Genomic DNA, 25,305 nt, shown 5'->3' on the forward strand with positions numbered 1-25,305 from the left:
CGAACATTATACCTGCTGGTTGCCATCAGCCTGAAGGATACTTCTATGAGAGAACTTGATGCTTCAGAGTTAATTTACGTAAACGGAGGAAGCGATAGCATTACCAGTGGCCTGACTGAAACCGAAACAACGCTAACAACCCGCGGCGGAATTAAAGATTATGATGGCTGGCAAAGCGGTGCGATAGGCGCAGCGTTAGGAAACGCGCTGTACGTTTTGGGAAAATCATTAGGCTGGTGGAGTTAAAAGAGAAAATCCAGGTGTTTAATCGATACTATTGAAAATGGGATTCAGGGACGTTCGGCAAAATAATCAGAATAGTTTAAGGAGGCGATCAATCAGCATTTTTTCTAAACACATCATTGAAAAGATCCCCGCGCCATCCGGCGCGGGAAACAGGATTTACAGCGCCATATCGTGCTGGGCTGGCGTTTTCTCAGCCTGGCCAGTAATGGTGGACTGCGCAGGCTCCTGAGCAGGCATCTTGATAACCGGTGGCTTGGTCAGCTGCAGCGTGGCCGCGGTGTCATCCCAGACATGCTGCGTCAGCTCGGTGTTACCGTTCAGCGTCTGGCCGTAGGTTGGCACCACTTTATGGATCTTTTCCTGCCATTCCGGCGAGTTGAACTGCTCCGGGAACAGCTTCTTCATCACGTTGATAGCGATAGGTGCCGCAGTCGAAGCGCCTGGCGATGCGCCCAGCAGGGCCGCCACGGTTTTCTGCTGATCGGTCACAATTTCTGTACCCAGCTTCAGCACGCCGCCTTTATCCGCATCTTTCTTGATGATCTGCACGCGTTGACCCGCCTGGATCAGTTTCCAGTCTTCTTTCTTCGCGTCCGGATAGTACTCTTTCAGCGCGGCAAAACGGTCGTCGTCGCTCAGCATCACCTGACCAATCAGGTATTTCACCAGGTCAAAGTTATCCATGCCCACGTGGGTCATCGGCATAAAGTTGCTGGTGGTGGTGGTGCTCAGCAGATCGAACAGCGAACCGTTTTTCAGGAACTTGGTAGAGAAGGTCGCGAACGGCCCAAACAGTACCACACGCTTACCGTCCAGGTTACGCGCATCGATATGCGGAACGGACATTGGCGGTGCGCCTACGGAAGCCTGACCGTACACTTTTTGCAGGTGACGGCTGGTAATGGCCGGATTCTCGGTGACCAGGAAAGAGCCGCCAACCGGGAAGCCTGCATAGTTGTCCGCTTCCGGAATGCCGGTTTTTTGCAGCAGCTTCAGCGCGCCGCCGCCAGCACCGATAAAGACATATTTCGCGTCAATCGCGCGTTCGCCGCCGTTTTTCACGTCTTTGATGGTCACGTGCCAGGAGTTGTCGCTGTTACGCTTAAAGTCGGTCACTTCTGAAGAGGTTTCCAGCTTAAAGTTGCTGTTTTTCTTCAGGCTGGCGGTCAGCTGACGAGTGATCTCACCGTAGTTAACGTCGGTGCCTACCGGCGTCCAGGTGGCCGCGACTTTCTGCTTAGGATCGCGGCCTTCAATAACCAGCGGCGCCCACTGTTTGATCTGATCCTGATCGGTAGAGAACTTCATGCCCTGGAACAGGGTGGTTTTCTGCAGCGCAGCATAGCGCTTGCTCAGGAACTCAACGTTGTCGTCGCCCCAGACAAAGCTCATGTGCGGCGTAGAGTTGATAAAGGAGTGCGGGTTGTTCAGCACGCCGTTTTTCACCTGAGAAGTCCAGAACTGGCGAGAGATCATAAAGGCTTCGTTGATCTCCAGCGCCTTGCTGACGTCGATGGTGCCGTCGGCACGCTCAGGCGTATAGTTCAGCTCCATATTGGCGGAGTGGCCGGTACCGGCGTTGTTCCAGCCGTTGGAAGACTCAAGGGCGACGCCGTCGAGCTTCTCAACCATAATCTGTTTCCAGTCTGGCTGAACGTCTTCCAGCATCGTGCCCAGCGAGGCGCTCATGATGCCGCCGCCGATCAGCAGAACGTCGGTTTTCTCTGGTGCAGTTTCAGCGTGGATCGCTGTAGAAATCAGTAACGCAGACAGCGAAACTGAGGTAATCAGTTTTTTTGATTTAATCATGGCAGGTGTCGATAGTCGGGATTTGACATTAGTTAAAAAGTGTCCATAAATATTAAAATATTGTTATGGCAGATTGTATGTGTTTTTAGTTACAAAACTAAAAAATGTCATATTTTAGTTAATTTAGTTACAAATGGGCAGGAAAAAGCGGAGCATCTGTTACGAGATGGTTCAGACATGCCGCTTTCGGCAAGCGTTAATGCAAATTAGCGGCAGCTTCCGTAATACCAGCGTTAACTATAGGGATAAGTTACAGCAGCACGTCCTTGTGCTGTAGAGTCAGCTTTACCGGCTAAGCAGAATAACCGGCATCCGCCGATCGCCTCCCGCCAGGCTAAAGCTTGTCTCCAGCGCAGATTCTGCGCCACTGATCAGATTGATATAGCGTCGGCCAGCCAGCGCCTCCGGCAGGGCGATTTCCGCCGGCGCCCAGTGCGCCTCCTGCAATCGGTTAAACACAAGGCGGGGCAGGATCACAATCAGCGCCGCCTCGTCGTTGGCTCGACCAAAAGCCAGCACGTTCTCCGCCTGCTGACCCGTGGCGCTCAGCGGCAGATAGTCGCCTTTACGAAACAGATCCGGCAGCTGCTGACGCAGGGGCAGCACTTTAGCAATCAGCTGCTGCTTCAGGCGACCGTCCAGCCAGTGCGCTTCATTAGCGGGATCGACCTGCTCAACCTGATTTAACAGCTGCTCCAGCGCGGCGAAATCCGGCTCGCGACGGTTGTCGGGATCCACCAGGCTCAGATCCAGCGTTTCGCTGCCCTGATAAATATCCGGCACGCCCGGTGCGGTCAGCTTGATGGCCGTCTGGGTCAGGCTGTTAACAAGGCCTGCGTGGATAAAGGGCTGGAGCGACGCGGTGAAGTCCTGCAAAAAAGCCTGATTATCGGGCGACAGCAGATGACGCACATAGTCGAGCACGGCATTTTCATAGGTTTCGTTGCTGTCGGCCCAGTCGGTGCGCAGCTTCGCCTCACGCAGCGCTTTTTCTACAAAGCCGGTAAAGCGCTCCTCCAGCGCCTTGAGGCCTTCAGCATCATCAGGCGCCAGATCGGTGGGCCATGCGCCCGCCAGCGACTGGTACAGCATCCACTCCACGGCGGGTTTTGGCGCAGGGCCGTCCTTAAGCTGCACCACCTGAGACTGGTTGCCTTGCCGCCAGCGAGAGACGCACTCCGCCCAGCGCTCCGGCGCTTCGCTCAGCGTATAGAGGCGCGCTCGCGCATCTTCGCCACGCTTGGTGTCGTGGGTAGAGGTGCCGGAAAGGGCGTCCGGCTGACGGGCCAGCCGCTCCTGCATCTCCTGGTGGAAACGTTCCGGCGAGAAGTCATCCGGCATCGGCTCCGCGCCGACCTCATTCAGCGCCAGCGCCATATGCAGGCGGAAAAACAGCGTGTCCTCGACCGATTTTGCCATCAGCGGCCCGGTCAGCTGCTGGAAGCGGGTGCGGAAGCTGGCGGCGTCGTCACTGGCGGCAGCGGAAACTTCGCCCGCCATAATCCGCGTTAAAAAGCCCAGCGCCTCGGGATCCGGTGCCTTAACGCCCTGGCGCACCTCGTCCGCTACTTTCAGCAGCAGGTCGGCATCTTCGGGCGGCAGCCCCTCTGTTGTGCCGTAAGTGCGGTAAACGGGGAAGGCGACCAGCAGCTCCCGCAGCGCCGTCAACAGCGCTTTCTCTTCCAGCGGCTCGTTATCGGCGGCGGCGATAGTGGTGGCAAGCTGCAAAAGCCTGGTCGCTTCACCGGCGAAGTTGCGGGTCGCCATCAGCATTTTGGCCGCGCGCAGCTCCGCCTGCACGTCAACCGGCTTGCCCAGCAGCGTTTCATAGGCCTGCCGCAGCTGACGAATATGTTTGCCGTCCACCAGCGCTTCGGACAGGGAAGCAATAAATTCATACCCAGTGGTGCCGGAGACAGGCCAGTCGGCAGGCAGATGCTCGCCCTTAGCCAGGATCTTTTCTACCGTGATATAGCAATCCGGTCCGGCTTCCTGACGCAGCCGTTCCAGATAGCTTTTAGGATCGGCCAGCCCGTCGACGTGGTCAACGCGCAGGCCCTGCACCGCGCCGCTGCGCACCAGCTCGAGGATCAGCTGGTGCGCATCATCGAACACCGCCTTATCTTCCACCCGCACGCCGGCCAGCCCCGTGATTTCAAAAAAGCGGCGGAAGGAGAGGTCGCGCGGCGCGTCCCGCCAGGACATCAGCCTGTAGGGCTGGCTGTCGTGCAGCGCAGCGATATCGGCTTTGTCGGTGAGTTGCAGCACCGCCTCCGCCCGATCCTGCCAGCTTGCAGGCGTCAGCGGATAGAAATGTTCGTAGTAAGCCAGCGCCGGTTTCCCGGTTTGCGGATCGGGTTTAACCGCGATAGCGCCGTTTTCAAGCTCCACCTCAAAATCATCGCCAAGGAAAGGCAGCGTCAGACGACGTGACCAGTCGATATCAAAATGGTGGGCGTAGCGGCTGTTTTCGCCGTGCTCCACCACGTCGCGCCACCAGGCGTTTTTCCAGCGATGAGGCCATATGGTTCGGCACGATATCGATGATCAGCCCCAGGCCAGCCTGTTGCAGCGTTTTCACCAGACGATCGAAGCCCTCACGGCCGCCAATCGCCGGATCGATTTCATTGGCGTTGATAACATCGTAACCGTGGGTAGAGCCGGCAAGCGCGGTAAAAATGGGCGACGCGTAGAGATGACTAATGCCCAGCTGTTTCAGATAGGGAACAAGCGCGGCGGCCCGATCGAAAGTCATGCCGCTGCGGAACTGGATACGGTAGGTCGAGGCTGGAATAGTCACGCGGTTTCTCCCGGAGCAAGGCGAACAAGGATGGCATGCTGGGGCAGCTCGGTGATGGCCTGCGGCCAGCTAAAAATCGTCTCGCCCGGCATATCCGGCACGGGCTGGGTTTTCTCGCCGATATTCAGCGCGATCGACAGCGTGCCCTGAGGGAACGTCCAGCTGACGGCGACGAAACCGGCGGCGGTTTGCAGCACTTTGCCGCTGTTGCCGCCCGCAGTGGCGAGCAGCGGCACGATATAGCGCTGCCGCACGGCCAGCAGCTCTTTGGTCAATGCCAGCCACGCCTGTCCCTGCGGGCTTTGCGTTTTTTGCCAGTCCAGCTTTGAGGCGTCAAACGTGCTTTTGGCATTAGGATCGGGCACGCTTTCGTCTTCATGTCCGGCGTGGCCCTGGAATTCACGCGCGCGCCCTTCGCGCACCGCTTTAGCCAGATCGCCGTGGAAATCGGTAAAGAACAGGAAAGGCCGGGTTTCGCCGTACTCTTCGCCCATAAACAGCAGGGGAATATGCGGCGAGCAGAGCAGCGTGGCCAGCAGCACTTTGGTGCGATCGGCGCCCGCCAGCTGGATCAGCCTGTCGCCCTGGGCGCGGTTGCCCGTCTGGTCATGGTTCTGAATAAAATCGACAAAGGCGACCGGCGGCTGACCTGAACTTTTCACGCCGCGTTTTTCACCCGACTGCGCCGAAACTTCGCCCTGATAAGCGAAGCCTTCCGTCAGAATGCGCGCAATAAGCTTTTCCGGCTCGTTAGCGAAGTCGCGATAGTAGGCGTGGGTTTCGCCGGTGGCGAAAACGTGAATGGCGTTATGGAAATCATCGTTCCACTCGCCGGTAAACAGCGGCACGCTGCCGTCCTCTTCACGCGGGTGCAGGAAAATGACGTTACGGCTGTCCTCGGTGGTGAGGTGAACCGGCCGGTCGGTGATTTCTGCACGAATACGTTCGGCGATAGCGATCAGCGCATGTTTTTCCGAGGTGTCTTCAATCTGATCGATGGCGTCAAAACGCAGCCCGTCCAGATTGTACTCCTGTAGCCAGTACAGCGGCGCTTCCACCATATAGTCGCGAGCCGCCGCGACGTCATAAGCGATTCCGGCTCCCCAGGGAGTCATGCGCTCTTTATGAAAGAAGTCAGGCGCCAGCAGCGGCAGGTAGTTGCCTTCCGGGCCAAAATGGTTCAGGACGATATCAAGCACCACCGACAGGCCATGACCGTGCGCGGCGTCGATAAAGGCTTTGAAATCGTCCGGCGTGCCGTAAGCGGAGTGCGGCGCGTAAAGCAGCACGCCGTCGTAGCCCCAGCCGCGATTGCCGCCAAACTGCGAAACGGGCAGCACTTCCAGCATGGTGATACCCAGCTCCGCCAGGTGAGGCAGTTTCTCTATGGCGGCCCGAAAGGTGCCTTCCGGGGTAAAGGTGCCGATATGCATTTCGTACACCACCGTTTCAATCCACGGACGACCGCGCCATTCATGCTGCCAGCTATAGCTTGCGGGATCGATAACCACAGAGGGGCCGTTAACGTCCGCCTTTTGCGCACGCGATGCCGGATCCGGCACCACCATGCCGTCGGCAAGCACAAAGTTGTATTCCGCGCCGGGCGCTACCTCGCTAACCTCCGCCTCAAACCAGCCGTCGCCGCTGGCGGACATGGCCATATCTTTTCCGGCCAGCCTGAGCGTGACGCTTTTTTGCCCGGTAGCCCAAAGGCGAAAACGAACCTTACCGTCGGCCACATACTCGGCCCCCCAGCTCTTACTAAATGTTCCCGATCCCATTCAATAGCCTCTTTAAGCACAGCGGTGAGCGATAGACGACATCGCAAGGAGTGCGATGTAAGCTTTGAAGAAATCATAGACTATTGCGTAGAAAGTGAAGGGTATGCGGCAGGGCGCAAAAAGCAGGATGAGGTTGGGTTTTGCCGGGCCTGGCGACGGCCCGGACGTGCTTATTACAGGCCTGGTGGAAAAATCACGGGTAAAGCTGCGCCAGTTCAACCTTGCTCAGCCCGGTTAGCGTTGCCACGGCCTGAAGGTCAAATCCCTGCCGCAGCATCGCCCGGGCGATATTGCGCGCCTCCGCTTTTCGACCGAGCCGCATTCCTTTACGCATTCCTTTTTCGACGCCCATTTTCATCCCTTCCTGAACGCCTGTTTGCTTGAGCTGCTGTGCGATAGTCATCAGTTTCTCCTCGTGTTGCGGCACGCGCTGTGCCAGCTGCTGTACAAATACCTTTGCGTCTGAAGCTTCACCTGCAAGCAATAAATAGTTTACCAGTGAAATCAAATGCTGTTCTGTGAGATCTCCCGCTAAAATCAACGCGGTCAGCCTGTCCAACAGGTCCGTCATATCGCGCTGGTTAATCCGCGAGAGCCAGCTTCCAGTTTCCTTCGCCCAGCGCTTCGCGCGCCTGAGCACTCAGGCGGCTATCGGTGACGATGGTGTCGAAGATCTCCAGCGGCAGCGCCATAAACGTGGCGATTTTATTGTATTTGGAGCTGTCGCTGAGCAGTACGCGCTTGCTGCTGACGTCGCACACCGCCTGCTTTACCGTGACCTTGTCCTCGTCCGGGGTAAAGAGGCCTCGCGGCCCCCAGCAGGATGCAGAGATAAAAGCGATATCAATAGCGAGATGGCGCAGGCTGCGCGCCGCGCCTTCCCCGACGCAGGAACGATTTTCGCGGCATACCGTGCCGCCGGTGTGGATCAGCCGACAGCGGCTTTTCTCCATCAGCAAGGCCGCCACCATAAAGTCGTTGGTCACCACCAGCAGGTCGTCGCGATCCAGCAGCTCGCCGGCCAGCGCCAGCGTGGTGGTGCCCGCATCAATATAAATACAGCTGTTGCGGGGAATATGCTGCGCGGCGCGGCGGCCAATCGCATTTTTCTCCGCATTATAGAGCGAGGTTTTGGTCTGGTGCGACGGTTCCGCCGCCAGCCGTTCCGCCGAACGCACGCCGCCGGATACCGCCAGCAGCGCGCCTTGTTCCTCCAGCTTCTGCACGTCGCGTCGAATGGTCATATGCGATACGCCCAGCCGTTCGCTCAGTTCCGAAAAGCTCACCACGCCGCGTTCGGCCACCATCGCCAGGATCTGCTGATGTCGTTCAACCGGGATCACGTCTGCTCCTGTGAAATTATCAATTTTTCACATTGTAATGGAAAGGGATGGCCGCGCGAATAGAAAATTTGCCGGTTCTGCGGTGTGGTTCCGCCTTTTCGCCTCAAGATTCAGTGCTGACAGCGCTTGTGAAGAAATGTTCTTTTTTGTTCGCCGCCTTCAATTTGTGATGCGCGGCACATTTATTCATCCGATAAGCTGGCACGATTAACAACATTGAACAAATAATCACTTAATTTAACAACGGAGGCCACGGTGCCAATTCAAAACGTTTGCGTAATCGGTTTAGGGTCGATGGGGATGGGCGCAGCCGCCTCCTGCATTCGTGCGGGGCTGAACACCTGGGGCGTCGATCTTAATCCAGCGGCGCTGGAAACGCTGCGCCAGGCGGGCGCCCGAGATGCGCAAACTGCCGCCGACGGGTTCGTCGATCAGCTTGAGGCCGTGCTGCTGCTGGTGGTCAACGCTAAACAGGTTAACGCTATTTTATTCGGCGATAATGGCCTGGCCGCCAGGCTGAAGCCGGGCACGGTGGTGATGGTGTCGTCCACTATCTCTGCGCAGGACGCGCAGCAGATTGAACAGCGGCTGGCACAGCATCAGCTGCTGATGCTGGACGCGCCCGTTTCCGGCGGCGCGGCCAAAGCGGCAACCGGTGAGATGACGGTGATGGCCTCCGGCAGCGATGCCGCGTTTGAACGTTTGCAGCCGGTGCTGGAGGCGGTGGCGGCAAAAGTCTACCGCGTCGGCAGCGAAATCGGCCTGGGATCCACCGTAAAAATTATTCATCAGCTGCTGGCTGGCGTGCATATCGCGGTGGGAGCGGAAGCGATGGCGATGGCCGCCCGCGCCGGTATCCCACTGGATACCATGTATGAGGTCGTCACCAATGCGGCGGGCAACTCATGGATGTTTGAGAACCGGATGCGCCACGTGGTCGACGGCGACTACAGCCCGAAATCCGCAGTCGATATCTTTGTGAAAGATCTTAACCTGGTGGCCGAGACGGCAAAAGCGCTGCAGTTTCCGCTGCCGCTGGCCTCTACCGCGCTGAACATGTTTACCGAAGCCAGCAACGCCGGCTATGGCCGTGAAGACGACAGCGCGGTGATCAAGATTTTCAGCGGTATCACGCTGCCTCAGGGCAAGGAGCAGGCATGACGCGTTTAGGAGTGATTGCCGACGACTTTACCGGCGCGACCGATATCGCCAGCTTTCTGACGCAGAACGGCCTGGCCACCATCCAGTTTAACGGCGTGCCTGAACAGCAGGAAAGCCTTGCCGCGCAGGCGATCGTTATCAGCCTGAAGTCGCGCTCCTGCCCGGTTGAGCAGGCGGTTGACCAGTCGCTGGCCGCGCTGCGCTGGCTCCGGGAGCAGGGCTGCGATCGTTTCTATTTTAAATACTGCTCCACCTTCGACAGTACGGAGAAAGGCAATATCGGCCCGGTCACCGACGCGCTGCTATATGAGCTTGGCGAAACGCAGACGGCTATCTGTCCGGCGCTGCCGGTGAACGGCCGCACCGTCTATCAGGGCCATCTGTTTGTCGGCGAACAGCTGCTGTCGGAGTCGGGGATGCGTCATCATCCGGTCACGCCGATGACGGACAGCAATCTGCTGCGCCTGATGGCGCGTCAGGCTAAGGGCAAAGCGGGCCTGATTGCCGCCGCCACGCTGGACCTCGGTGCCGAAGCGGTGCGCGAAAAACTAAGCGAGCTGAAGGCCGCCGGGGTGAATTATGTGGTGCTGGATGCGCTCAGCGAGCAGCATTTACTGACCCAAGGCGAGGCGCTGCGCGAGATGCGCCTGGTCACCGGCGGCTCCGGCCTGGCTATCGGGCTGGCGCGCCAGTGGGCTACTACGCAAAACCTTGGTAACGAGGCCGAAACGGCAGGGCGTCCACGCGGCGAGCGCGCGGTGGTGATTTCCGGCTCCTGCTCGCAGATGACCAACCGGCAGGTCAACGCCTATCGTCAGCAGGCGCCCGCGCGTGAAGTAGAGGTCAGCCGCTGTCTGGACAATGTAGACGACTATGCCCGCGAGCTTGCCGACTGGGTTGCCGATCAAAACGCCCGGCCGCTGGCGCCGATGCTTTACGCCACGGCGGATGCGCAACAGCTACAGCTTATTCAGCAGCAATACGGTGCACAGCGCAGCAGCGAGGCGGTAGAAACCCTGTTCGCCGCCGTGACCCGCAACCTGAAGGCGCGCGGCTGGCAACGCTTTATCGTAGCGGGCGGCGAAACTTCCGGCGTGGTGGCGCAGAGCCTGGACGTGACCGCTTTCCATATCGGCCCGACCATTTCCCCCGGCGTGCCCTGGGTAAGGGATATTCATCAGCCGCTGTCGCTGGCGCTGAAGTCAGGCAATTTTGGCGACGAGCAGTTTTTCCGCCGCGCGCAAACGGAGTTTTCATCATGACAGAACAACAGGCCCGCCAGGAGATGGTGAAGCTGGGCGCCTCTTTTTTCCAGCGCGGCTACGCTACCGGCTCTGCCGGCAACCTTTCTGTGCTGCTGGAGGACGGTAATCTGCTGGCGACGCCGACCGGCTCCTGCCTGGGCGAACTGGACGGCGATCGCCTGTCTAAAGTGACGCCGCAGGGCGAATGGATCGCCGGCGACAAGCCCTCCAAAGAGATCGCCTTTCACCGGGCGCTTTATCTGAACGATCCCGACTGCAAAGCGGTGGTGCACCTGCACAGCCACTATCTGACCGCGCTCTCCTGTCTGGAAGATCTGGATCGGCAGAACTGTATCCGACCGTTTACGCCTTATGTGGTGATGCGCGTCGGCGATGTGCCTGTCGTGCCTTATTACCGGCCGGGCGATACGCGGCTGGCAGACGATCTCGCCGCGCTGGCGGGGCGCTATCGCGGCTTTCTACTGGCGAACCACGGCTCGGTAGTGGTAGGCAGCTCGCTGCGCGAGGCGGCGGATAATACGGAAGAGCTGGAAGAGACGGCGCGCCTGATTTTCACGCTGGGCGACCGCGCGATCCGCTACCTCAGCGAGGCCGAAGTTGACGAGTTAAGGAGCCGATAATGCCGAAGTTTGCAGCCAATATTTCCACCCAGTTTACCGAAGTGCCTTTCCTGGATCGCTTTGCCGCGGCGGCCGACGCCGGTTTCGAGGCCGTGGAATTTCTGTTTCCCTATGACTACCCGGCGCAACAGCTAAAAGCGCGGCTGGATGAACATAACCTTAAGCTGGTGCTGTTTAACACCGCGCCGCGCGACGTGCAGTCAGGAGAATGGGGCGTAACGGCGATCCCGGGGCGCGAAGCCGATGCCCGCGCCGATATCGACAGCGCGCTGGAGTATGCGCTGGCGCTGAACGTCTCGCAGGTGCATATCATGGCTGGCGTGGTGCAGGAAGGCATGGATCGCGCGGCCTGCGAGCAGACGTTTATCAGCAATATTCACTATGCGGCCGACCGTTTTGCGCCGCACGGCATCACCATCCTGCTGGAGGCGCTCGGCCCCAAAATCAAGCCCAACTATCTCTATGCCAGCCAGTATCAGACGCTGGCGATGATGGCGCGTATCGATCGGCCAAACGTCTTCACCCAGCTCGACCTGTTTCACGCGCAGATGGTGGACGGCAACCTGAGCCACCTGATCCGGGAAAACGCTGGGCGCTATCGTCACGTGCAGATCGCCTCTGCACCGGATCGCCACGAGCCGGACGAGGGCGAAATCAACTACCCGTGGCTGTTTACCCTGCTGGATGACGTGGGCTACGACGGCTGGGTAGGCTGCGAATATATTCCACGCAACGGCACGCTCGCCGGGCTTGGCTGGTTTAAACCCTGGGCGAAAAAACGCTAAGCCTGTGTTACCCGGCGCCTTCGCGCCGGTTTACCTCACCCTTTACCTGCACCGGGTCTGTTAAAACGATAAGAATAGAAGGATTACCATGTCCACCGCTATGCTGTTAGCCATCGCGACCGCCAGCGTCGTTGTTCTGCTGCTGCTGGTCATTAAAGCCAAAGTCCATCCCTTCGTTGCGCTGTTGATTGTGAGCCTGCTGGTCGCTATCGCCACCGGCATTCCGTCTGAAAAAATCATGGAAATCATTATGAGCGGCATGGGCGGGCTGCTCGGTCATATCGCTATTATCATCGTACTGGGCGCGATGCTCGGCGCGATTATTGAGGCATCGGGCGGCGCAGAGTCGCTTGCGCAGCGTTTCAGCAAGACGCTGGGCATCCGGCGCACCGTAGCGGCGCTGACCATGGCGGCGTTTATCCTGGGGATCCCGGTGTTTTTTGAAGTCGGCTTTATTATCGTGATCCCGCTGATCTACGGCTTCAGCAAAGTTGCGCGCGTCTCACCGATCAAGTTCGGTTTGCCGATGGCGGGCGTCATGCTGACGGTGCACGTGGCGCTGCCTACGCATCCTGGCCCGGCGGCGGCGGCCGGGATCCTGCACACTGATATGGGCTGGCTGATGCTGCTGGGCCTGGTAATTTCGATCCCGGTGGGCATTGTCGGCTACCTGGTGGCGAAGGCGATGAATCGCCAGCGCTTCCAGCTGTCGGTGGAGGTACTGGAAAGCCTGCAAATGGCGAAGCCGGAAGGCGCAGAGAAAAAGAGCGAGACGCCGGGCGCGCTGATGATTTCTGGCCTGATCGTGGTGCCTATCGCGCTGATCGTGCTGGGTACGCTGGCGCATTCGCTGCTGGCGGAAGAGAGCCTGCTGCGTAAGGTGATGACGGTGATCGGCACGCCGCCGATAGCGTTACTTATCGCGCTGGCGCTGGCCGCGTGGCTGCTGGGATTGCGTCGCGGCTGGAGCAAAGACAAGCTGGAAGATCTGACCGGCCGCGCCATTCCGGGATCGGCCAGCGTAATTCTGGTAGCGGGCGCCGGCGGCGCATTTGGCAAAGTGCTGGTAGAGTCGGGCGTAGGTAAAGCGCTGGCGTTAACGCTGGAAACGCTGCATCTGCCGCTGGTGCCGGCGGCGTTTATCCTGTCGCTGGCGCTGCGCGCCTCGCAGGGATCGGCCACGGTAGCGATCCTGACCACCAGCGGCTTGCTGACGTCGGCGGTGGGCGGCGCAAACGAGATGGATAGGGTGCTGGTGACGCTGGCCGCCTGCTTTGGCGGGCTGGGCCTGTCGCACGTGAACGATGCGGGCTTCTGGGTGGTAACGCGCTATCTGGGGCTGTCCGTGGTCGACGGTCTGAAAACCTGGACGGTGTTAACCACGGTGATGGGCCTGAGCGGCTTTGCGCTGACGTGGCTGGTGTGGGCGCTGGTCTGACCGGAGTGATAAAGGAGGAAGGGGTACTTTCCTTCCTCCTTTAAGGCTTACTGCGGATCGGCGGTTCTTTTTTCCAGCTTGCTGGCCAGATAAGGCGCGGTCAGGCTCTCAGCCGCCTGGCTGACCGTTTCAGGTGTTCCAGCCGCCACGACGCGGCCGCCGTTACTCCCGGAACCCGGCCCTAAATCGATCACCCAGTCCGCCTCGGCGGCGATGCGCATATCATGTTCGGCCATGATAACGGTATCGCCACGCTGCACCAGCCGATCCAGCACGCCCAGCAGTTTATCCGTATCGGAAGGATGGAGGCCCGAAGATGGCTCGTCCAGCAGATAAAGCGTTTTCCCCCGCTGCGCGCGCTGAAGCTCCCAGGCCAGCTTGATGCGCTGGCATTCGCCGCCGGATAATTCCGTGGCCGGCTGGCCTAATTTCAGGTATCCCAGCCCCAGGGCGGTAAGCGCCGTTAAAGAACGCTGAATGGTGTCATTGCCGTCAAAAATGGTAACGGCCTCATCCACGGTCAGATCGAGGACGTCAGCAATTGTTCGGTTTTGCCACCGTATCTTCAGCGTTTCCTCGTTGTAGCGGGCGCCGCCGCAGGCGGAACAGGGCGCGCTTACGCCCGGCATAAACATCAGTTCAATGGTGATTTGCCCCTGGCCTTCGCAGGCCGGACAGCGCCCCTCGGGCAGATTGAAAGAGAACCGGCTCGCGGTAAAGCCTCGCCGTTTTGCCTCGTCGGTTTCTGCAAACAGCTTACGCACAGTGTCAAAAAAGCCGGTGTATGTTGCCAGGTTGGAACGAGGCGTGCGTCCGATAGGGCGCTGATCGATGCGGATCAGCCTTTTAAGGCTGTCGCCTCCGGCAACAATGTTCCCCTGCACATCTGACGTCTCGTCTTCTTCCCCGGCCTCTTCATCCCCCGGCGTGTTATCCAGCCGTGCCAGCAAGCCCGGCAGGACTCGGGTCAGCAGCGTTGATTTCCCCGAACCCGATACGCCGGTGATCACGGTCATGCTTTCAAGGGGAATGGCCACATCAAGCGCGGAAATATTGTTGCAGCTAACCTGTTCCAGCCTGAGCCAGCTGGCCGGGGTGTTACGCTGGCGTAAACCCGGCTGCTGCTGGCTGAACAAATAAGGCGCTGTACGTGACGCTGTCACTTTCTCCAGCCCGTCCGGCACACCGTTATAGACGATTTCGCCTCCCTGGCGGCCCGGCCCTGGCCCCACCTCAATCAGCCAGTCGGCTTCGGCAATAACATCAAGATTGTGCTCTACAATCGCCAGCGAGTTGCCGGCCTCAAGCAGCGAACGCAGGGAATGCAGCAGCGCCTGCACATCGTCCGGATGCAGCCCGGCGGAAGGCTCATCCAGCACGTACAGCACCCCGAAAAGCTGTGAAATAAGCTGGGTCGCCAGCCGTATCCGCTGAAGCTCTCCGGAAGAGAGCATGGTGGTCTGCCGTCCCAGAGCAAGGTGGCCCAGCCCCAGCTTCTCAAGCTGATCAAGACGGCCGCAGATGTCCGACGCCATTCTTGTGGTGGCTTCCCGCAGCGCCGTTTCCTTTGGCAAAGAAGCAGCCTCGCCCTCGGCAAACGGCAGCAACAGCGTTTTCAGCTGTGTCAGGGTCAGCTCGCCCATCCCGGCGATATCGTAGCCGGCAAAGGTGACGGCCAGGGCGTTTGGGTTAAGCTTTTTCCCCTGACAGGCGGGACAAGGCGCCGTGGCGATAAAGGGGGAAAGCCGCTTTTTAACGGACTCTTTTCCGCCGGCATAGCTTTGCAGCAGATATCTTTTGGCGCTGGTGTAGGTGCCGGTATAGTCAGGTTTCATCCCGGCCGCGATCGCCGCTTTTTGCTGCTTAGCATTCATATCCGGAAACACGGGCACGGAGGGTTGCTCATCGGTAAACAGTATCCACTGCCGGTCCTTTGCCGATAAGGTTTTCCACGGCGCATCCACGTCGTAGTCGAGCATTTCAAGAATGGTGCGCAGGTTTTTTGCTCCCCAGCCGTTTGGCCACGCGGCTATCGCGCCTTCGCGAATACTTAACGACTCATCAGGCACCAGCGCATCGGCTTTCACTTCATGCGTCCTGCCCGTGCCCTGACACAGCGTACAGGCACCCTGCGGATTATTGGGCGAGAACGCCTCGGCAGGCATAAACGGGATCCCCTCAGGGTAATGCCCGGCACGGGAAAAAAGCAGGCGGAGCGTGACCGAAATACGGGTCAGGCTGCCTACCGTGGAGCGCTCCTGAGCGCCTGCGCGACTCTGCTGGAGCGCGACGGCCGGCGGCAACCCGTCGATGTTGTCCACGTCCGGCACCGGAGCCTGCTCAATCAGGTGGCGCACGTGTGGCGCGACGGATTCCAGATACCTTCGCTGCGCTTCCGCATAGAGCGTATCGAAAGCCAGTGAGGATTTGCCCGAGCCGGAGACGCCAGTAAAGATGACGATGGCATCGCGAGGGAAAGAGAGTGAGACATCTTTCAGATTGTGTGTTCTCGCTCCGTGTACGCTTACGTCAGTGCTGTCGACTTTCTGTTGAGCGGCGCGTTCAGTTCTGGTCGGCGTCATAGTATCCCTGTAAAAATTGATGTGGCTGACAGTATCGGGGCGTTCAAAGCAGGCCCGATCCTGAATGGCGTGCAGGAAAGGGTAGTTCTGTTAAGGCGATCACACAATTCGCCTCAGTCAGGCGAATTGCTAAAATTTTTTTTATCTCAGCGAAACTTTTCCCTGTTGTTCGACGAACCTCTGGTTAAGGAGATGGTTTCCTTTCACCTGTCGAATAATGGAGAGATGTTTATGCGTATGAACCTGAAAGCCCTGACCGCCGCCACGCTGCTGGCGCTTACCTTACCCATGACCAGCGCCTTTGCCGCCCTGCAGGTCGGTGAAAAAGCGCCGGACTTTAAGCTTGATGCCGCGCTGGCCGGTAAATCGACCACGTTCTCGCTGCAGCAGGCGCTGCAAAAAGGCCCGGTGGTGCTCTATTTCTTCCCGGCCGCGTTTAGCGCAGGCTGTACCCTGGAAGCGCATGACTTTGCCGAAGCGACCGATGAGTTTAACAAGCAGGGCGCGACGGTGATTGGCGTGACGGCAGGCAATACCGATCAGATTGCTAAATTTTCCCAGCTGGAATGCCGCGATAAATTTACCGTAGCCGCCGATCCGGGTGCGAAAGTCGCGACGGAATATAAAAATACGCTGGAGATGAAAGGGAAAACCTATTCCGACCGCACTTCCTATGTGATTGCGCCGGACGGCAAGATCCTGCTCAGCTATACCGACAAAAATCCGGACGCGCATATTCAAAAAGCGATGGACGCGGTGAAAAAATATCGCCAGGCCAACCCGGCATAACGGAGTAGGTTTATCATGCTGACTGCTATCGCTGCCGCCTTCCTGGGCGGCCTTATCCTGAATTTAATGCCGTGCGTGTTTCCGGTGATTTCGCTGAAGGCGCTGAGCCTGCTGCGCCATCATGACAGGCCTGCACAGGCTCGTGCCGAAGGCCTGGCGTTTCTGCTCGGCGTGGTGGTGACCATGGTGGCGCTGGTGGGCGTGCTGCTGCTGGCGCGGGCGGGCGGATCGTCGGTCGGCTGGGGATTTCAGCTTCAGTCGCCGCTGGTGATCGCGCTGCTGATCCTGGTGATGCTTGGCTCGGCCCTCAATCTTTTTGGGCTTTTTGAGGTCGGGCTTTCGGTGCAGCGGGTAGGGGGAATAGGCGGCGATCGCGGCGGTCTGACCGGCTCTGCGCTGACCGGCGCGCTGGCAATTATTGTGGCGACGCCCTGTAGCGCGCCCTTTATGGCCAGCGCGGTCGGCTATGCACTGACTCAGCCGCCGGTGGTCAGCCTGATTATCTTTATCTCGCTGGCGCTGGGATTTGCTGCACCTTTTACGCTGATTTCTTTTTTTCCGGTGCTGGCGAAAGTGCTGCCTGCGCCCGGCGCCTGGATGTCGACGCTGAAACAGGGGCTGGCGTTTCCGATGCTGGGCGCGGTCGGCTGGCTGATTTGGGTGCTGGAGCGGCAGGCCGGCTCGGCGGCGCTGGCGGCTATCCTGGCCTGCTGTCTGCTGCTGAGCTTTGCCGCCTGGCTGTATGGCATGGCGCAAAAACGTCAGATGATGGGCAGGCGTCACTGGGCGCTGCATAGCGCAACCGTGGTATTTCTGCTGCTGGTGGCGGTGCCGCTGCTTAACCTTAACGCCACCGCCACGCCGCAAAACAGCGCCGAAACCGCACAGGCTGCGGCAGCCGTTGCCTGGACGCCGCAGAATGTCGAGGCGATTAAAGGGCAGGGCAAACCGATTCTGGTAAACTTTACGGCGTCCTGGTGTATTACCTGCCAGGTAAACGATCGCACGTCGCTTTCTACCCAGGCTGTTAAAGCAGCAATGGCGCGTACCGATACCATCTATATGGTTGCGGATTCCACTAAGTACAATCCGGATGTGGAACAGGCGCTGAGCGATTTCGGTCGGGGCGGACTGCCGCTTTATGTGGTTTATCCGGCAGACGGTGGCAAACCGGTCGTGCTGCCGCAGGTGCTGACGCCCAATATTGTTATCTCGGCGCTGGATCGCGCCACTGAACACGGGAAAAAATCGTGAGCAAGCGTAGTGACTACAAGCCCGGCAGATAACGTTTTGCAGGCGGGCAATGCCCATCACTGAGACGCAGCACTGGCCTGCGCTGATGGCGCGCGCGCAGGCCGGCGACCGCGAAGCCTATAACCGGCTGCTGAAAGCGATGGTACCTGCCATCCGCGCCTTTGCGCGTCAAAAAATCAGTGATGAAGCGCTGCTTGAAGATGTTATTCAGGAAACGCTGCTGGCGATCCATCGCGTCCGCCATACCTACGATCCGCAGCGTCCCGTTCTGCCCTGGGTAGCGGCGATTACCTCGGCCAGGGCGATTGACGCTCTGCGGCAGCGCGGCAGAAGTCAGGAAGTTCAGGACGAGGAGGCGGTAAACCGCCAGGCTGCTGTCCTGCCGGAAACGGATACCGATGGTCATGAACTGAATGGCTATCTGGACAGCCTGCCGGTAAGGCAGCGGGAAATTGTGGAATCCGTTCATCTGCGCGAACAGAGCCTTGCTCAGGCCGCGGCGGAAAGCAATCTGTCGATAGCCGCCGTAAAGTCGCTTTTGCATCGCGCAATGCTTAACCTTCGCAAATCAGGAAAAAGCAATCATGAGAAATCATGATCGGTTTATCGATCAACTTAGCGACTCGGCGCGGCCGGTTAAACGCCTCTGTCCTACGGGCTGGCGCGTGGCTGCCTGGATAGCGCTGGCCTTGCCCTGCGGCATGGTAAGCAGCTGGGCGCTGCACAGCAGATTCACCGACTGGTCACGGCCCGATGCGCTGCCTGCGCTGCTAAGCCTGCTGCTGTCTTTTATTCTTGGCAGCGGCGCTATGGCGGGCGCGTTTACGCTCAGCCTGGCCGGGCGACCACCTGTTCGTCTGAAATGGCTGGGCCTGCTGGCGCTCATCTGGCTGGCGCTTAATTTAGGTAATATGACGGCCACCTTACCGCCGGGCGGCGGACAGTTTGGCGAGGGCGTACACTGTTATCTGTTTATGCTGTCGGCCAGCCTGCCGATGATGGTGATTGCCGTAGCGGCGCTGCATCGTTCCCGCTCGCTTTATCCGGGCAAAAGTCTGGCGCTGGCGGGCGGCGGCATCGCCTTTATGTCATCCATGCTGCTGTCGCTGTGCCATCAAACGCATCTGCATATGCTGGATTTCATTATGCACCTGGCCGCGGGCATCACGATTATCGCCGTGACCGTGCTGGCGGGAAGGCGCTGGATCCGGCTGGATTAATCTTCAGGTCAAAGCCCGCGAGTTAAACACCGTATCGGACATCATCTAATGAACCTGCTTATTGATCGTATTACGCCTGCTACAGACGGCTTTTCGGCATTACTCAACGAGAGTATGCGTTTTCAACTCAATATGCTGCACAGGCTCCAGACTAACTGGCTCAGCGGGCATAATCGTTTTGAGGCGGCGGGAGAAAAGTTGCTGGGCGTTTTTTGCGATGGTCTGCTTATCGGGATCTGTGGTCTGAATCGGGATCCTTATGTGTTACAACCGCGAACGGGTAGAATTCGCCATTTGTACGTTAGCCTTAAATGGCGCCGCATGAATACAGGCCGACTTCTGCTTAACAGCGTTATTCAGGACGCAGGGCGCTACTTTGATTGTCTGAATACCAACGCGCCCTGTTCCGCATTCGCTTTTTATGAACGAGCGGGATTTGTCCGGGCCGTGGGTATCAGTAACGTGACGCACCAACTTTTTTGCAGGCGCCGGATATATAAAACAGGCAAACAGGGGAGACACAGCGCTCCCTCTGCCGTATGCCCAGACTAAGTATCGCGCTATAGCCAAAAACTATACCCAGTCCTTCTTACGGAATTCACGCAGCTTATCGGCGACCCACTGCATTTCTTCCGGTGTACCAAGCGAAATCCGGCACCAGCTGTCGGCTGGTGGAAAAGCGCGGCCGACCAGTACGCCAGACTCTGCCATCCGCTTTTGATACGTTTGCAGCGGCGTTCTGAGCTGGTGGAAAACAAAGTTTCCCTCAGACGGCAGGTAAGGGAGCTGTAGCTCGTCCAGCGCTTTCACTAAAATCTGACGGGAAAGATCGTTGCTCTTTTTGCTGTATGCGATAAACGCATGGTCATCCATAGAAGCCAACGCCGCATCAACGCCGCAGAAATTTATCTTTTCTCCGGCAACATGCTTTTCGAGCCGCGCAATTGCATCCGGGTGCGCCACCGCATAGCCGACGCGCATTCCGGCCATAGCGTGAATTTTAGAAAAGGTCTTCAGCAGGATAATATTATCCATGCCTTGCGCAATCAGCGGCGAGACGGAGCGGAAACGTTGGTCGTTAACAAACTCGGCGTAGGCTTCATCAACAATAAACATCGTATCGGCAGGCTTGCTGGTTATCCATGGTTCAATCAAGTCGGCAGGGGTAATAGTCGCCGTCGGATTATTAGGGTTTACCAGATAAACCAGCGACGGGCCATGATGATTGGCTACGACCGCCTTCATTGCCGCAATATCAAATGCCCAGTTATCAAGCATCTTAACTTTAGCGATCTTCATACCGGCAATCTTTGCGAAATGTTCGCCATCGCCATAGGTCAATTCCGGGATAACCAGCTGCGATCCCTGTGGTGACCAGGCTTCCACCGCCGCCCGAATCCCTTCTGATGAGCCGGCGGTAAGCAATATGGCTGACGGAGAAACCTGGTGATGTTCAGCAACTTTTTGACGCAGCCCGATAATTTCCGCTTTGGCGTAGCGATTTGCTTTTAAGACGGCATCACGTGCGGCAGCCTGCGCTTTGGGCGACATACCAAGCGGGTTTTCGTTGAAATTAATGCGGACAGGACGATCCGGCGTGGGCGGGGTAAAGGCTGATTTGCTGAGCGGTGCGGCGGCAAAGGTCGCAGCATTAAATCCGGCGGTTAGCGCCGCGCCGCCCGCCATGATGCCGGAAAGCTTCAGTAAGGATCTGCGTTTTGCATCCACGGCCTCGTGATCATTCACCATTACATTCATCATACATTCTCCTTTTTAATCGATGACGAAAAGGAGAATGCAGTAATTATGCCAGTTTCCGCGGCAGATGACCAAGCGCCGTTTGTTAACATCATGTAATAGCTGCAGAAGCCTGTTTTCCGGCGCAGGAGGAAGTTTGCTAAGCCCGAAGCCTAAAGATTGCAATCATAAGGCAGGTTTATTTATCACGCCCGTTAGCGCTTTAATGGTGCGCTTACGCACCAAAGGTTATCACTGCCCGTGAAAGCAGCAGAATAAGAAGAGCAGGGAGCCGCCTTGCTCCCTTTTCCTGTGCCTACACATCCAGCCGATGAATAACGCTGACAAACTGGTGCACGCCGCTGTTGATCTCCCGCAGGCTGCGCGAAAGCTCGCTGATTTTATCCTGCTCGGTGACCATAAACTGTTTGACCGAATCCAGCTCCTGATACATCTGCTTAATCAGCTGCGTATTAACGTCCACCACGGCGGTAATTTTTTGCGTGGCGCTGGCGGTTGAAGCGGCAAGACGGCGAACTTCCGCCGCTACCACGCTAAACCCGCGGCCAGCTTCACCGGCACGAGCGGATTCTATCGCGGCGTTCAGCGCGAGGATATTGGTCTGCGAGGCGATAACGTTAATCGTATCGACCACTTCGCTGATGCTTTTTGCCGATGCGTTCAGCTGGGTGCCAATTTCCGTGGCGGCGCTTACCTGCAACGCGACCTGGCCGGAGTTCCGCACGGTTTCGTCCAGCACTTCATTAGCGTTATGGGTGATTTGCGAGGTTTGTTCCGACGTGGTGACCGCTATATCCGCCACGCGCTTCGCCGCCTCAACGCGGGCCGTAATATCTGAAGCCAGCTTGATAACCTTGCAGACTTTGCCGTCGGCGTCATAGATGGGGTTGTAGCTTGCCTCAAGCCAGATACGTTCGCCGCTGGCGGTTTTACGCTCAAAGCGGCCGACAAAATGCTGGCCTTTACTGATTTTTTGCCAGAAATCGGGGTTTTCCCGGTAAAAGCTGTCATAACAAAAAATACGATGATGCTGGCCAACGATGTCCGACAGCGCATAGCCCATATGGGTAAGGAAGTTGCTGTTAGCGGTGATTATCTTGCCGTCAGTGGTAAATTCTATCACCGCCATAGAACGATCCAGCGCGGTGATCACCGCTTCTTTCTGCTCCAGCTCCTGATGGCGAGCGGTAATATCAGAGGCTATCTTGATGACCTTATAAACCTCACCCTTATCATCACAAACGGGGAAATAGGTGGCGCTAAGGTAAAAGCGCTGATGCTGTTTACTGAAACGTTCAAAGATACCCGTGACCGACTCGCCTGATGCCAGCGTTTGCCAGAAATGATGATATTCCGATGAGCGGACATAGTCCGTATCGCAAAAAATACGGTGATGCTTGCCCTGGATTTCGCTTAGCGAATAGCCGGTCATCTCCAGAAACTGCTGATTGGCGCTGAGAATTTCTCCATCGGGCAAAAACTCAATCCACGCCACATGCTGCTTAATCGCGTTAATGTCCTTAACAACGGCGCTGCCTTTAGATAAAGACAGGGAAAAACTCGATTTTTTTACACCAAACATAGACAACCCCAGGAAGTTTTCATGATCTCAATGATCCATTGCGGGCCTTTTATCCTCGCCAATGAATACTGTGCGCCGACCGCCAGCGCGGTGACGCATGATTTTCCCGGGTGGAACGTTTTATCCTTTGACTCTACAGAGCAAAGAACCGTGTCTCTTCTCGCACTTCGGTGCGGAGGCCGGGATTCTGTCTTGGTAAATTTCCTGATGTGTAGTAACGGGCCAATAAGCCTGTCTATAAACCACTATCGGCAGGCTGGAGAAAAATTTGAGTAAGATGTTTCAAAATGTGCGCTTTGAGCAAGGTTTTGCATAAAGCAGCGCCGCGTAATAAACACGCCCGGTTTGCACCTGACTATGACAGTCAGTATGGTAGCGGCATTATTTTCGCTGAGAGAACGCTATGACTAACCACACTTCAAAAGATCCGCTGCATGGCATGACGCTGGAAGCCATTATCAATGCGCTTGTCGCACGCTACGGTTGGGACGAAATGGGCAAACGCGTTAATATCAACTGCTTTAAAAGCGACCCCAGCGTTAAATCCAGCCTGAAGTTTCTGCGTCGTACGCCGTGGGCGCGGGCAGAGGTTGAGGCGTTATATATTGAATCGCTAAGCGATTCTGCCGAACCTGAACCGCCTGCCGACAGCCCGTGGGCCAACTGGAAAAGCAAAAAAGAAGAGTAGGCAGCGGCTGCCTTGTTTTGCCCTCCGCATTATCCTGCCGCCGGTCGTATCTGAAAATGTGACCGGTAACGCATCGACACTCCGCTTCTTTACATAAAGTTAACATTCTTGATGTAAATTGACTTAAGCGAGGGGGTACGGCATGAAGGCCAGTAAAGTTTCAGGGAATCGGTTTACCTGGTTTGTCTGCATGATGGCGGCGCTATCGGGCCTGCTGTTCGGGCTTGATATCGGCGTTATTGCAGGCGCGCTGCCTTTTTTAGCGAAAGATCTGCATATCAGCAATCACGAGCAGGAATGGGTGGTCAGCTCGATGATGTTTGGCGCAGCCATTGGCGCGCTGGCCGCCGGCTGGATGTCCTCGAAGCTGGGACGCAAAAAAAGCATGCTGGCCGGGGCCACGCTGTTTATTATCGGCTCGCTATGGTCGGCGCTTTCGCCGGATGTGGAATCGCTGATATTTTCCCGCGTTCTGCTTGGGCTGGCAGTGGGCGTGGCATCTTATACCGCGCCTCTGTATCTTGCTGAAATTGCGCCGGAACGCATTCGCGGCTCTATGATCTCCATGTATCAACTGATGCTGACCACCGGCATTGTGGTGGCTTATCTTTCCGATACCGCCTTTAGCTATAGCGGCAGCTGGCGCTGGATGCTGGGCGTTATCGCTATCCCGGCGGTGATCCTGTTTATCGGCGTGCTGTTTCTGCCTAACAGCCCACGCTGGCTGGCTTCGCACGGGCGTTTTAACGAGGCGCAGCGCGTGCTGGATCGTCTGCGTAATACCAGCGAGCAGGCGAAGCAGGAGCTGGACGACATCCGGGAAAGCCTGAAGGTTAAACAGCACGGCTGGTCGTTGTTCAGAAACAACGGCAATTTTCGCCGTGCAGTATGGCTGGGGATGCTGTTGCAGCTGATGCAGCAATTTACCGGCATGAACGTGGTGATGTACTACGCGCCGAAAATTTTCGGCATCGCCGGTTTTTCCAGTACCGGCGAGCAAATGTGGGGAACGGTGATCGTCGGCATGGTCAACGTGCTGGCAACCTTAATCGCTATTGGTCTGGTCGACCGTTGGGGACGTAAGCCGATGCTTACGACCAGCTTCCTGGTGATGGCCATCGGTATGGGCGTGCTGGGCACGCTGCTGCATCTGGGCGTTGAAACCGATTTTCGTAAGTACTTTGCAATTGCGATGCTGCTGATCTTTATCGTCGGCTTTGCGATGGCAGCCGGCCCGGTGGTGTGGCTGCTGTGTTCGGAAATCCAGCCGCTGAAAGGCCGCGACTTTGGCATTACCGCCTCCACGACCACTAACTGGGTAGGTAATATGATCGTCGGCGCGACGTTTCTGACCATGCTGGAGAAGTTTGGTAATGCCAATACGTTCTGGTTCTACGCCGCGCTTAACCTGGCGTTTATCCTGCTGACGATATGGCTGGTGCCGGAAACCAAACACGTCACGCTGGAGCATATTGAGCGTAACCTGATGAAAGGCAAAGCGCTGCGGGATATCGGCGCCTGAAAAAGACGGTATCAAAGCCAGCTACGTGAATTCTGCAAGGCTCTGGCCCTGTAGATTTTACGTAGCGCGAGCGATTCAATGGGCAAATAAGCGTTTTTATGGATAAATAATGAGATATCAAGCCCGCTTTATGGAGCAAGCGATAACGGCCGGTGAAGTTAACATAGTTCATATCAATCCGTTTGCCGGACAGGGAAAAAAAGACAGAAGGGTGCTTATTAGTGATAATGGCGTGCCAGTCCTGGTTTTACAGCTTTATATCCGCGCTGATGAAGAAGGATTTTTGGTTTCCAGCGCGTTCTGCGACTTTCTGTGTAATGACCACTCTATAGCGATAATCTGCGGCGACCATCTACACATTATCCCAGGCCATTTCCGTAGTTTCCCGCTTGATGACTACGTTGGACACATTTATGCTGTTCCTGATATTAATTCTGTCAGGCTGCATGAGCATTTCCTTGTCGCTACCTACAGCTATGTTTTTCTGGTTCACCTGACTGAAGGCATTCTCTGGCAATCCGCACGATGCGCAATTGATGGCGTGACGCTGTCAGCAATTGAAAATGATGTGATTGAAGGCGAGGGCGACTGGGATCCGCCGGGAGGCTGGCAGCCGTTCCGGCTTTCACTTAAAACCGGTGAGCCGGTTTGCATGGACTAAT

General features: G+C 57.2%; 21 protein-coding genes and 1 pseudogene. 14 read left to right on the forward strand and 8 right to left on the reverse strand.

All coding sequences use genetic code 11. From position 1 onward, the window contains the following. Positions 1–45: 45 nt before the first annotated feature. On the forward strand, positions 46–246 hold the full coding sequence (locus ACVWZ0_RS11370; RefSeq protein ID WP_253454117.1) for a hypothetical protein: 201 nt from the start codon (positions 46–48) through the stop codon (positions 244–246). 156 nt (positions 247–402) lie between these two features. Here the strand turns inward: ACVWZ0_RS11370 and mqo are convergent, their stop codons facing one another. The 5 genes and pseudogenes from mqo to ygbI all read right to left on the reverse strand — a co-directional run bounded on the left by mqo (position 403) and on the right by ygbI (position 7,979). Then, the gene (gene mqo, locus ACVWZ0_RS11375) at positions 403–2,055 is read right to left on the reverse strand and encodes a malate dehydrogenase (quinone) (protein ID WP_253454115.1); all 1,653 of its coding nucleotides are present in this window, start codon (positions 2,053–2,055) and stop codon (positions 403–405) included. 285 nt (positions 2,056–2,340) lie between these two features. Further along, positions 2,341–4,855: pseudogene (gene treY, locus ACVWZ0_RS11380) on the reverse strand (malto-oligosyltrehalose synthase). Next, positions 4,852–6,636, reverse strand: coding sequence for a malto-oligosyltrehalose trehalohydrolase (gene treZ, locus ACVWZ0_RS11385; RefSeq protein WP_253454111.1), 1,785 nt, complete (start codon positions 6,634–6,636; stop codon positions 4,852–4,854). Before treZ ends, treY begins: the two are co-directional and overlap by 4 nt. Before the next feature lie 193 nt (positions 6,637–6,829). Continuing rightward, positions 6,830–7,207, reverse strand: coding sequence for an Rpn family recombination-promoting nuclease/putative transposase (locus ACVWZ0_RS11390; RefSeq protein ID WP_253454109.1), 378 nt, complete (start codon positions 7,205–7,207; stop codon positions 6,830–6,832). A 10-nt stretch (positions 7,208–7,217) separates the two neighbouring features. Further along, positions 7,218–7,979, reverse strand: a complete 762-nt coding sequence (gene ygbI, locus ACVWZ0_RS11395) for a DNA-binding transcriptional repressor YgbI (RefSeq protein ID WP_253454107.1) — start codon at positions 7,977–7,979, stop codon at positions 7,218–7,220. A 255-nt stretch (positions 7,980–8,234) separates the two neighbouring features. Here ygbI and ltnD point away from each other — a divergent pair, with 255 nt between their 5' ends. From ltnD to ACVWZ0_RS11420, 5 genes are all read left to right on the forward strand, one after another. Continuing rightward, complete coding sequence (gene ltnD / locus ACVWZ0_RS11400; RefSeq protein WP_253454105.1) at positions 8,235–9,140, forward strand: L-threonate dehydrogenase; 906 nt, start codon at positions 8,235–8,237, stop codon at positions 9,138–9,140. Continuing rightward, entirely contained in the window at positions 9,137–10,402 is a 1,266-nt protein-coding gene (gene otnK / locus ACVWZ0_RS11405; RefSeq protein ID WP_253454103.1) for a 3-oxo-tetronate kinase, read from the forward strand. The genes ltnD and otnK overlap by 4 nt, the downstream gene beginning before the upstream one ends. Beyond that, on the forward strand, positions 10,399–11,025 hold the full coding sequence (gene otnC / locus ACVWZ0_RS11410) for a 3-oxo-tetronate 4-phosphate decarboxylase (RefSeq protein WP_253454101.1): 627 nt from the start codon (positions 10,399–10,401) through the stop codon (positions 11,023–11,025). The genes otnK and otnC overlap by 4 nt, the downstream gene beginning before the upstream one ends. Beyond that, entirely contained in the window at positions 11,025–11,810 is a 786-nt protein-coding gene (locus ACVWZ0_RS11415; RefSeq protein WP_253454099.1) for an HPr family phosphocarrier protein, read from the forward strand. Before otnC ends, ACVWZ0_RS11415 begins: the two co-directional genes overlap by 1 nt. Positions 11,811–11,898: 88 nt before the next feature. Next, positions 11,899–13,248 carry a GntP family transporter gene (locus ACVWZ0_RS11420; protein WP_253454097.1) on the forward strand — a complete coding sequence of 450 codons (1,350 nt, stop codon included), beginning with the start codon at positions 11,899–11,901 and terminating at the stop codon, positions 13,246–13,248. Positions 13,249–13,295: 47 nt separating this feature from the next. On the opposite strand, the gene ACVWZ0_RS11425 is transcribed toward ACVWZ0_RS11420, so the two are convergent. Beyond that, on the reverse strand, positions 13,296–15,830 hold the full coding sequence (locus tag ACVWZ0_RS11425; RefSeq protein ID WP_253454095.1) for an excinuclease ABC subunit UvrA: 2,535 nt from the start codon (positions 15,828–15,830) through the stop codon (positions 13,296–13,298). Positions 15,831–16,055: 225 nt separating this feature from the next. Here ACVWZ0_RS11425 and ACVWZ0_RS11430 point away from each other — a divergent pair, with 225 nt between their 5' ends. The 5 genes from ACVWZ0_RS11430 (at position 16,056) to ACVWZ0_RS11450 (ending at position 19,645) form a co-directional block, all read left to right on the forward strand. Beyond that, positions 16,056–16,619, forward strand: coding sequence for a peroxiredoxin (locus ACVWZ0_RS11430; protein WP_253460979.1), 564 nt, complete (start codon positions 16,056–16,058; stop codon positions 16,617–16,619). A gap of 15 nt (positions 16,620–16,634) precedes the next feature. After that, complete coding sequence (locus ACVWZ0_RS11435) at positions 16,635–17,873, forward strand: protein-disulfide reductase DsbD family protein (RefSeq protein WP_253454093.1); 1,239 nt, start codon at positions 16,635–16,637, stop codon at positions 17,871–17,873. Between the two features lie 49 nt (positions 17,874–17,922). Next, on the forward strand, positions 17,923–18,471 hold the full coding sequence (locus ACVWZ0_RS11440) for a sigma-70 family RNA polymerase sigma factor (RefSeq protein WP_125287580.1): 549 nt from the start codon (positions 17,923–17,925) through the stop codon (positions 18,469–18,471). Continuing rightward, the gene (locus ACVWZ0_RS11445; RefSeq protein WP_436829591.1) at positions 18,458–19,093 is read left to right on the forward strand and encodes a DUF1109 domain-containing protein; all 636 of its coding nucleotides are present in this window, start codon (positions 18,458–18,460) and stop codon (positions 19,091–19,093) included. Before ACVWZ0_RS11440 ends, ACVWZ0_RS11445 begins: the two co-directional genes overlap by 14 nt. A 132-nt stretch (positions 19,094–19,225) precedes the next feature. Then, entirely contained in the window at positions 19,226–19,645 is a 420-nt protein-coding gene (locus tag ACVWZ0_RS11450; RefSeq protein WP_456784746.1) for a GNAT family N-acetyltransferase, read from the forward strand. A 21-nt stretch (positions 19,646–19,666) separates the two neighbouring features. Here the strand turns inward: ACVWZ0_RS11450 and ACVWZ0_RS11455 are convergent, their stop codons facing one another. Next, entirely contained in the window at positions 19,667–20,854 is a 1,188-nt protein-coding gene (locus ACVWZ0_RS11455) for a pyridoxal phosphate-dependent aminotransferase (protein ID WP_253454089.1), read from the reverse strand. 292 nt (positions 20,855–21,146) lie between these two features. After that, positions 21,147–22,433: a methyl-accepting chemotaxis protein gene (locus ACVWZ0_RS11460; RefSeq protein ID WP_253454087.1), complete on the reverse strand. Its 1,287-nt coding sequence runs from the start codon at positions 22,431–22,433 to the stop codon at positions 21,147–21,149. Positions 22,434–22,836: 403 nt separating this feature from the next. On the opposite strand from ACVWZ0_RS11460, the gene ACVWZ0_RS11465 reads away from it, so the two are divergent. The 3 genes from ACVWZ0_RS11465 to ACVWZ0_RS11475 all read left to right on the forward strand — a co-directional run bounded on the left by ACVWZ0_RS11465 (position 22,837) and on the right by ACVWZ0_RS11475 (position 25,304). After that, positions 22,837–23,121, forward strand: coding sequence for a VF530 family protein (locus tag ACVWZ0_RS11465; protein WP_253454085.1), 285 nt, complete (start codon positions 22,837–22,839; stop codon positions 23,119–23,121). Positions 23,122–23,263: 142 nt separating this feature from the next. Further along, complete coding sequence (locus ACVWZ0_RS11470; RefSeq protein ID WP_253454083.1) at positions 23,264–24,643, forward strand: sugar porter family MFS transporter; 1,380 nt, start codon at positions 23,264–23,266, stop codon at positions 24,641–24,643. 109 nt (positions 24,644–24,752) lie between these two features. Next, on the forward strand, positions 24,753–25,304 hold the full coding sequence (locus ACVWZ0_RS11475) for a hypothetical protein (RefSeq protein ID WP_253454081.1): 552 nt from the start codon (positions 24,753–24,755) through the stop codon (positions 25,302–25,304). Position 25,305: the final 1 nt, after the last annotated feature.

The sequence above is a fragment of the Erwinia sp. TECH1 genome, from assembly GCF_054057575.1.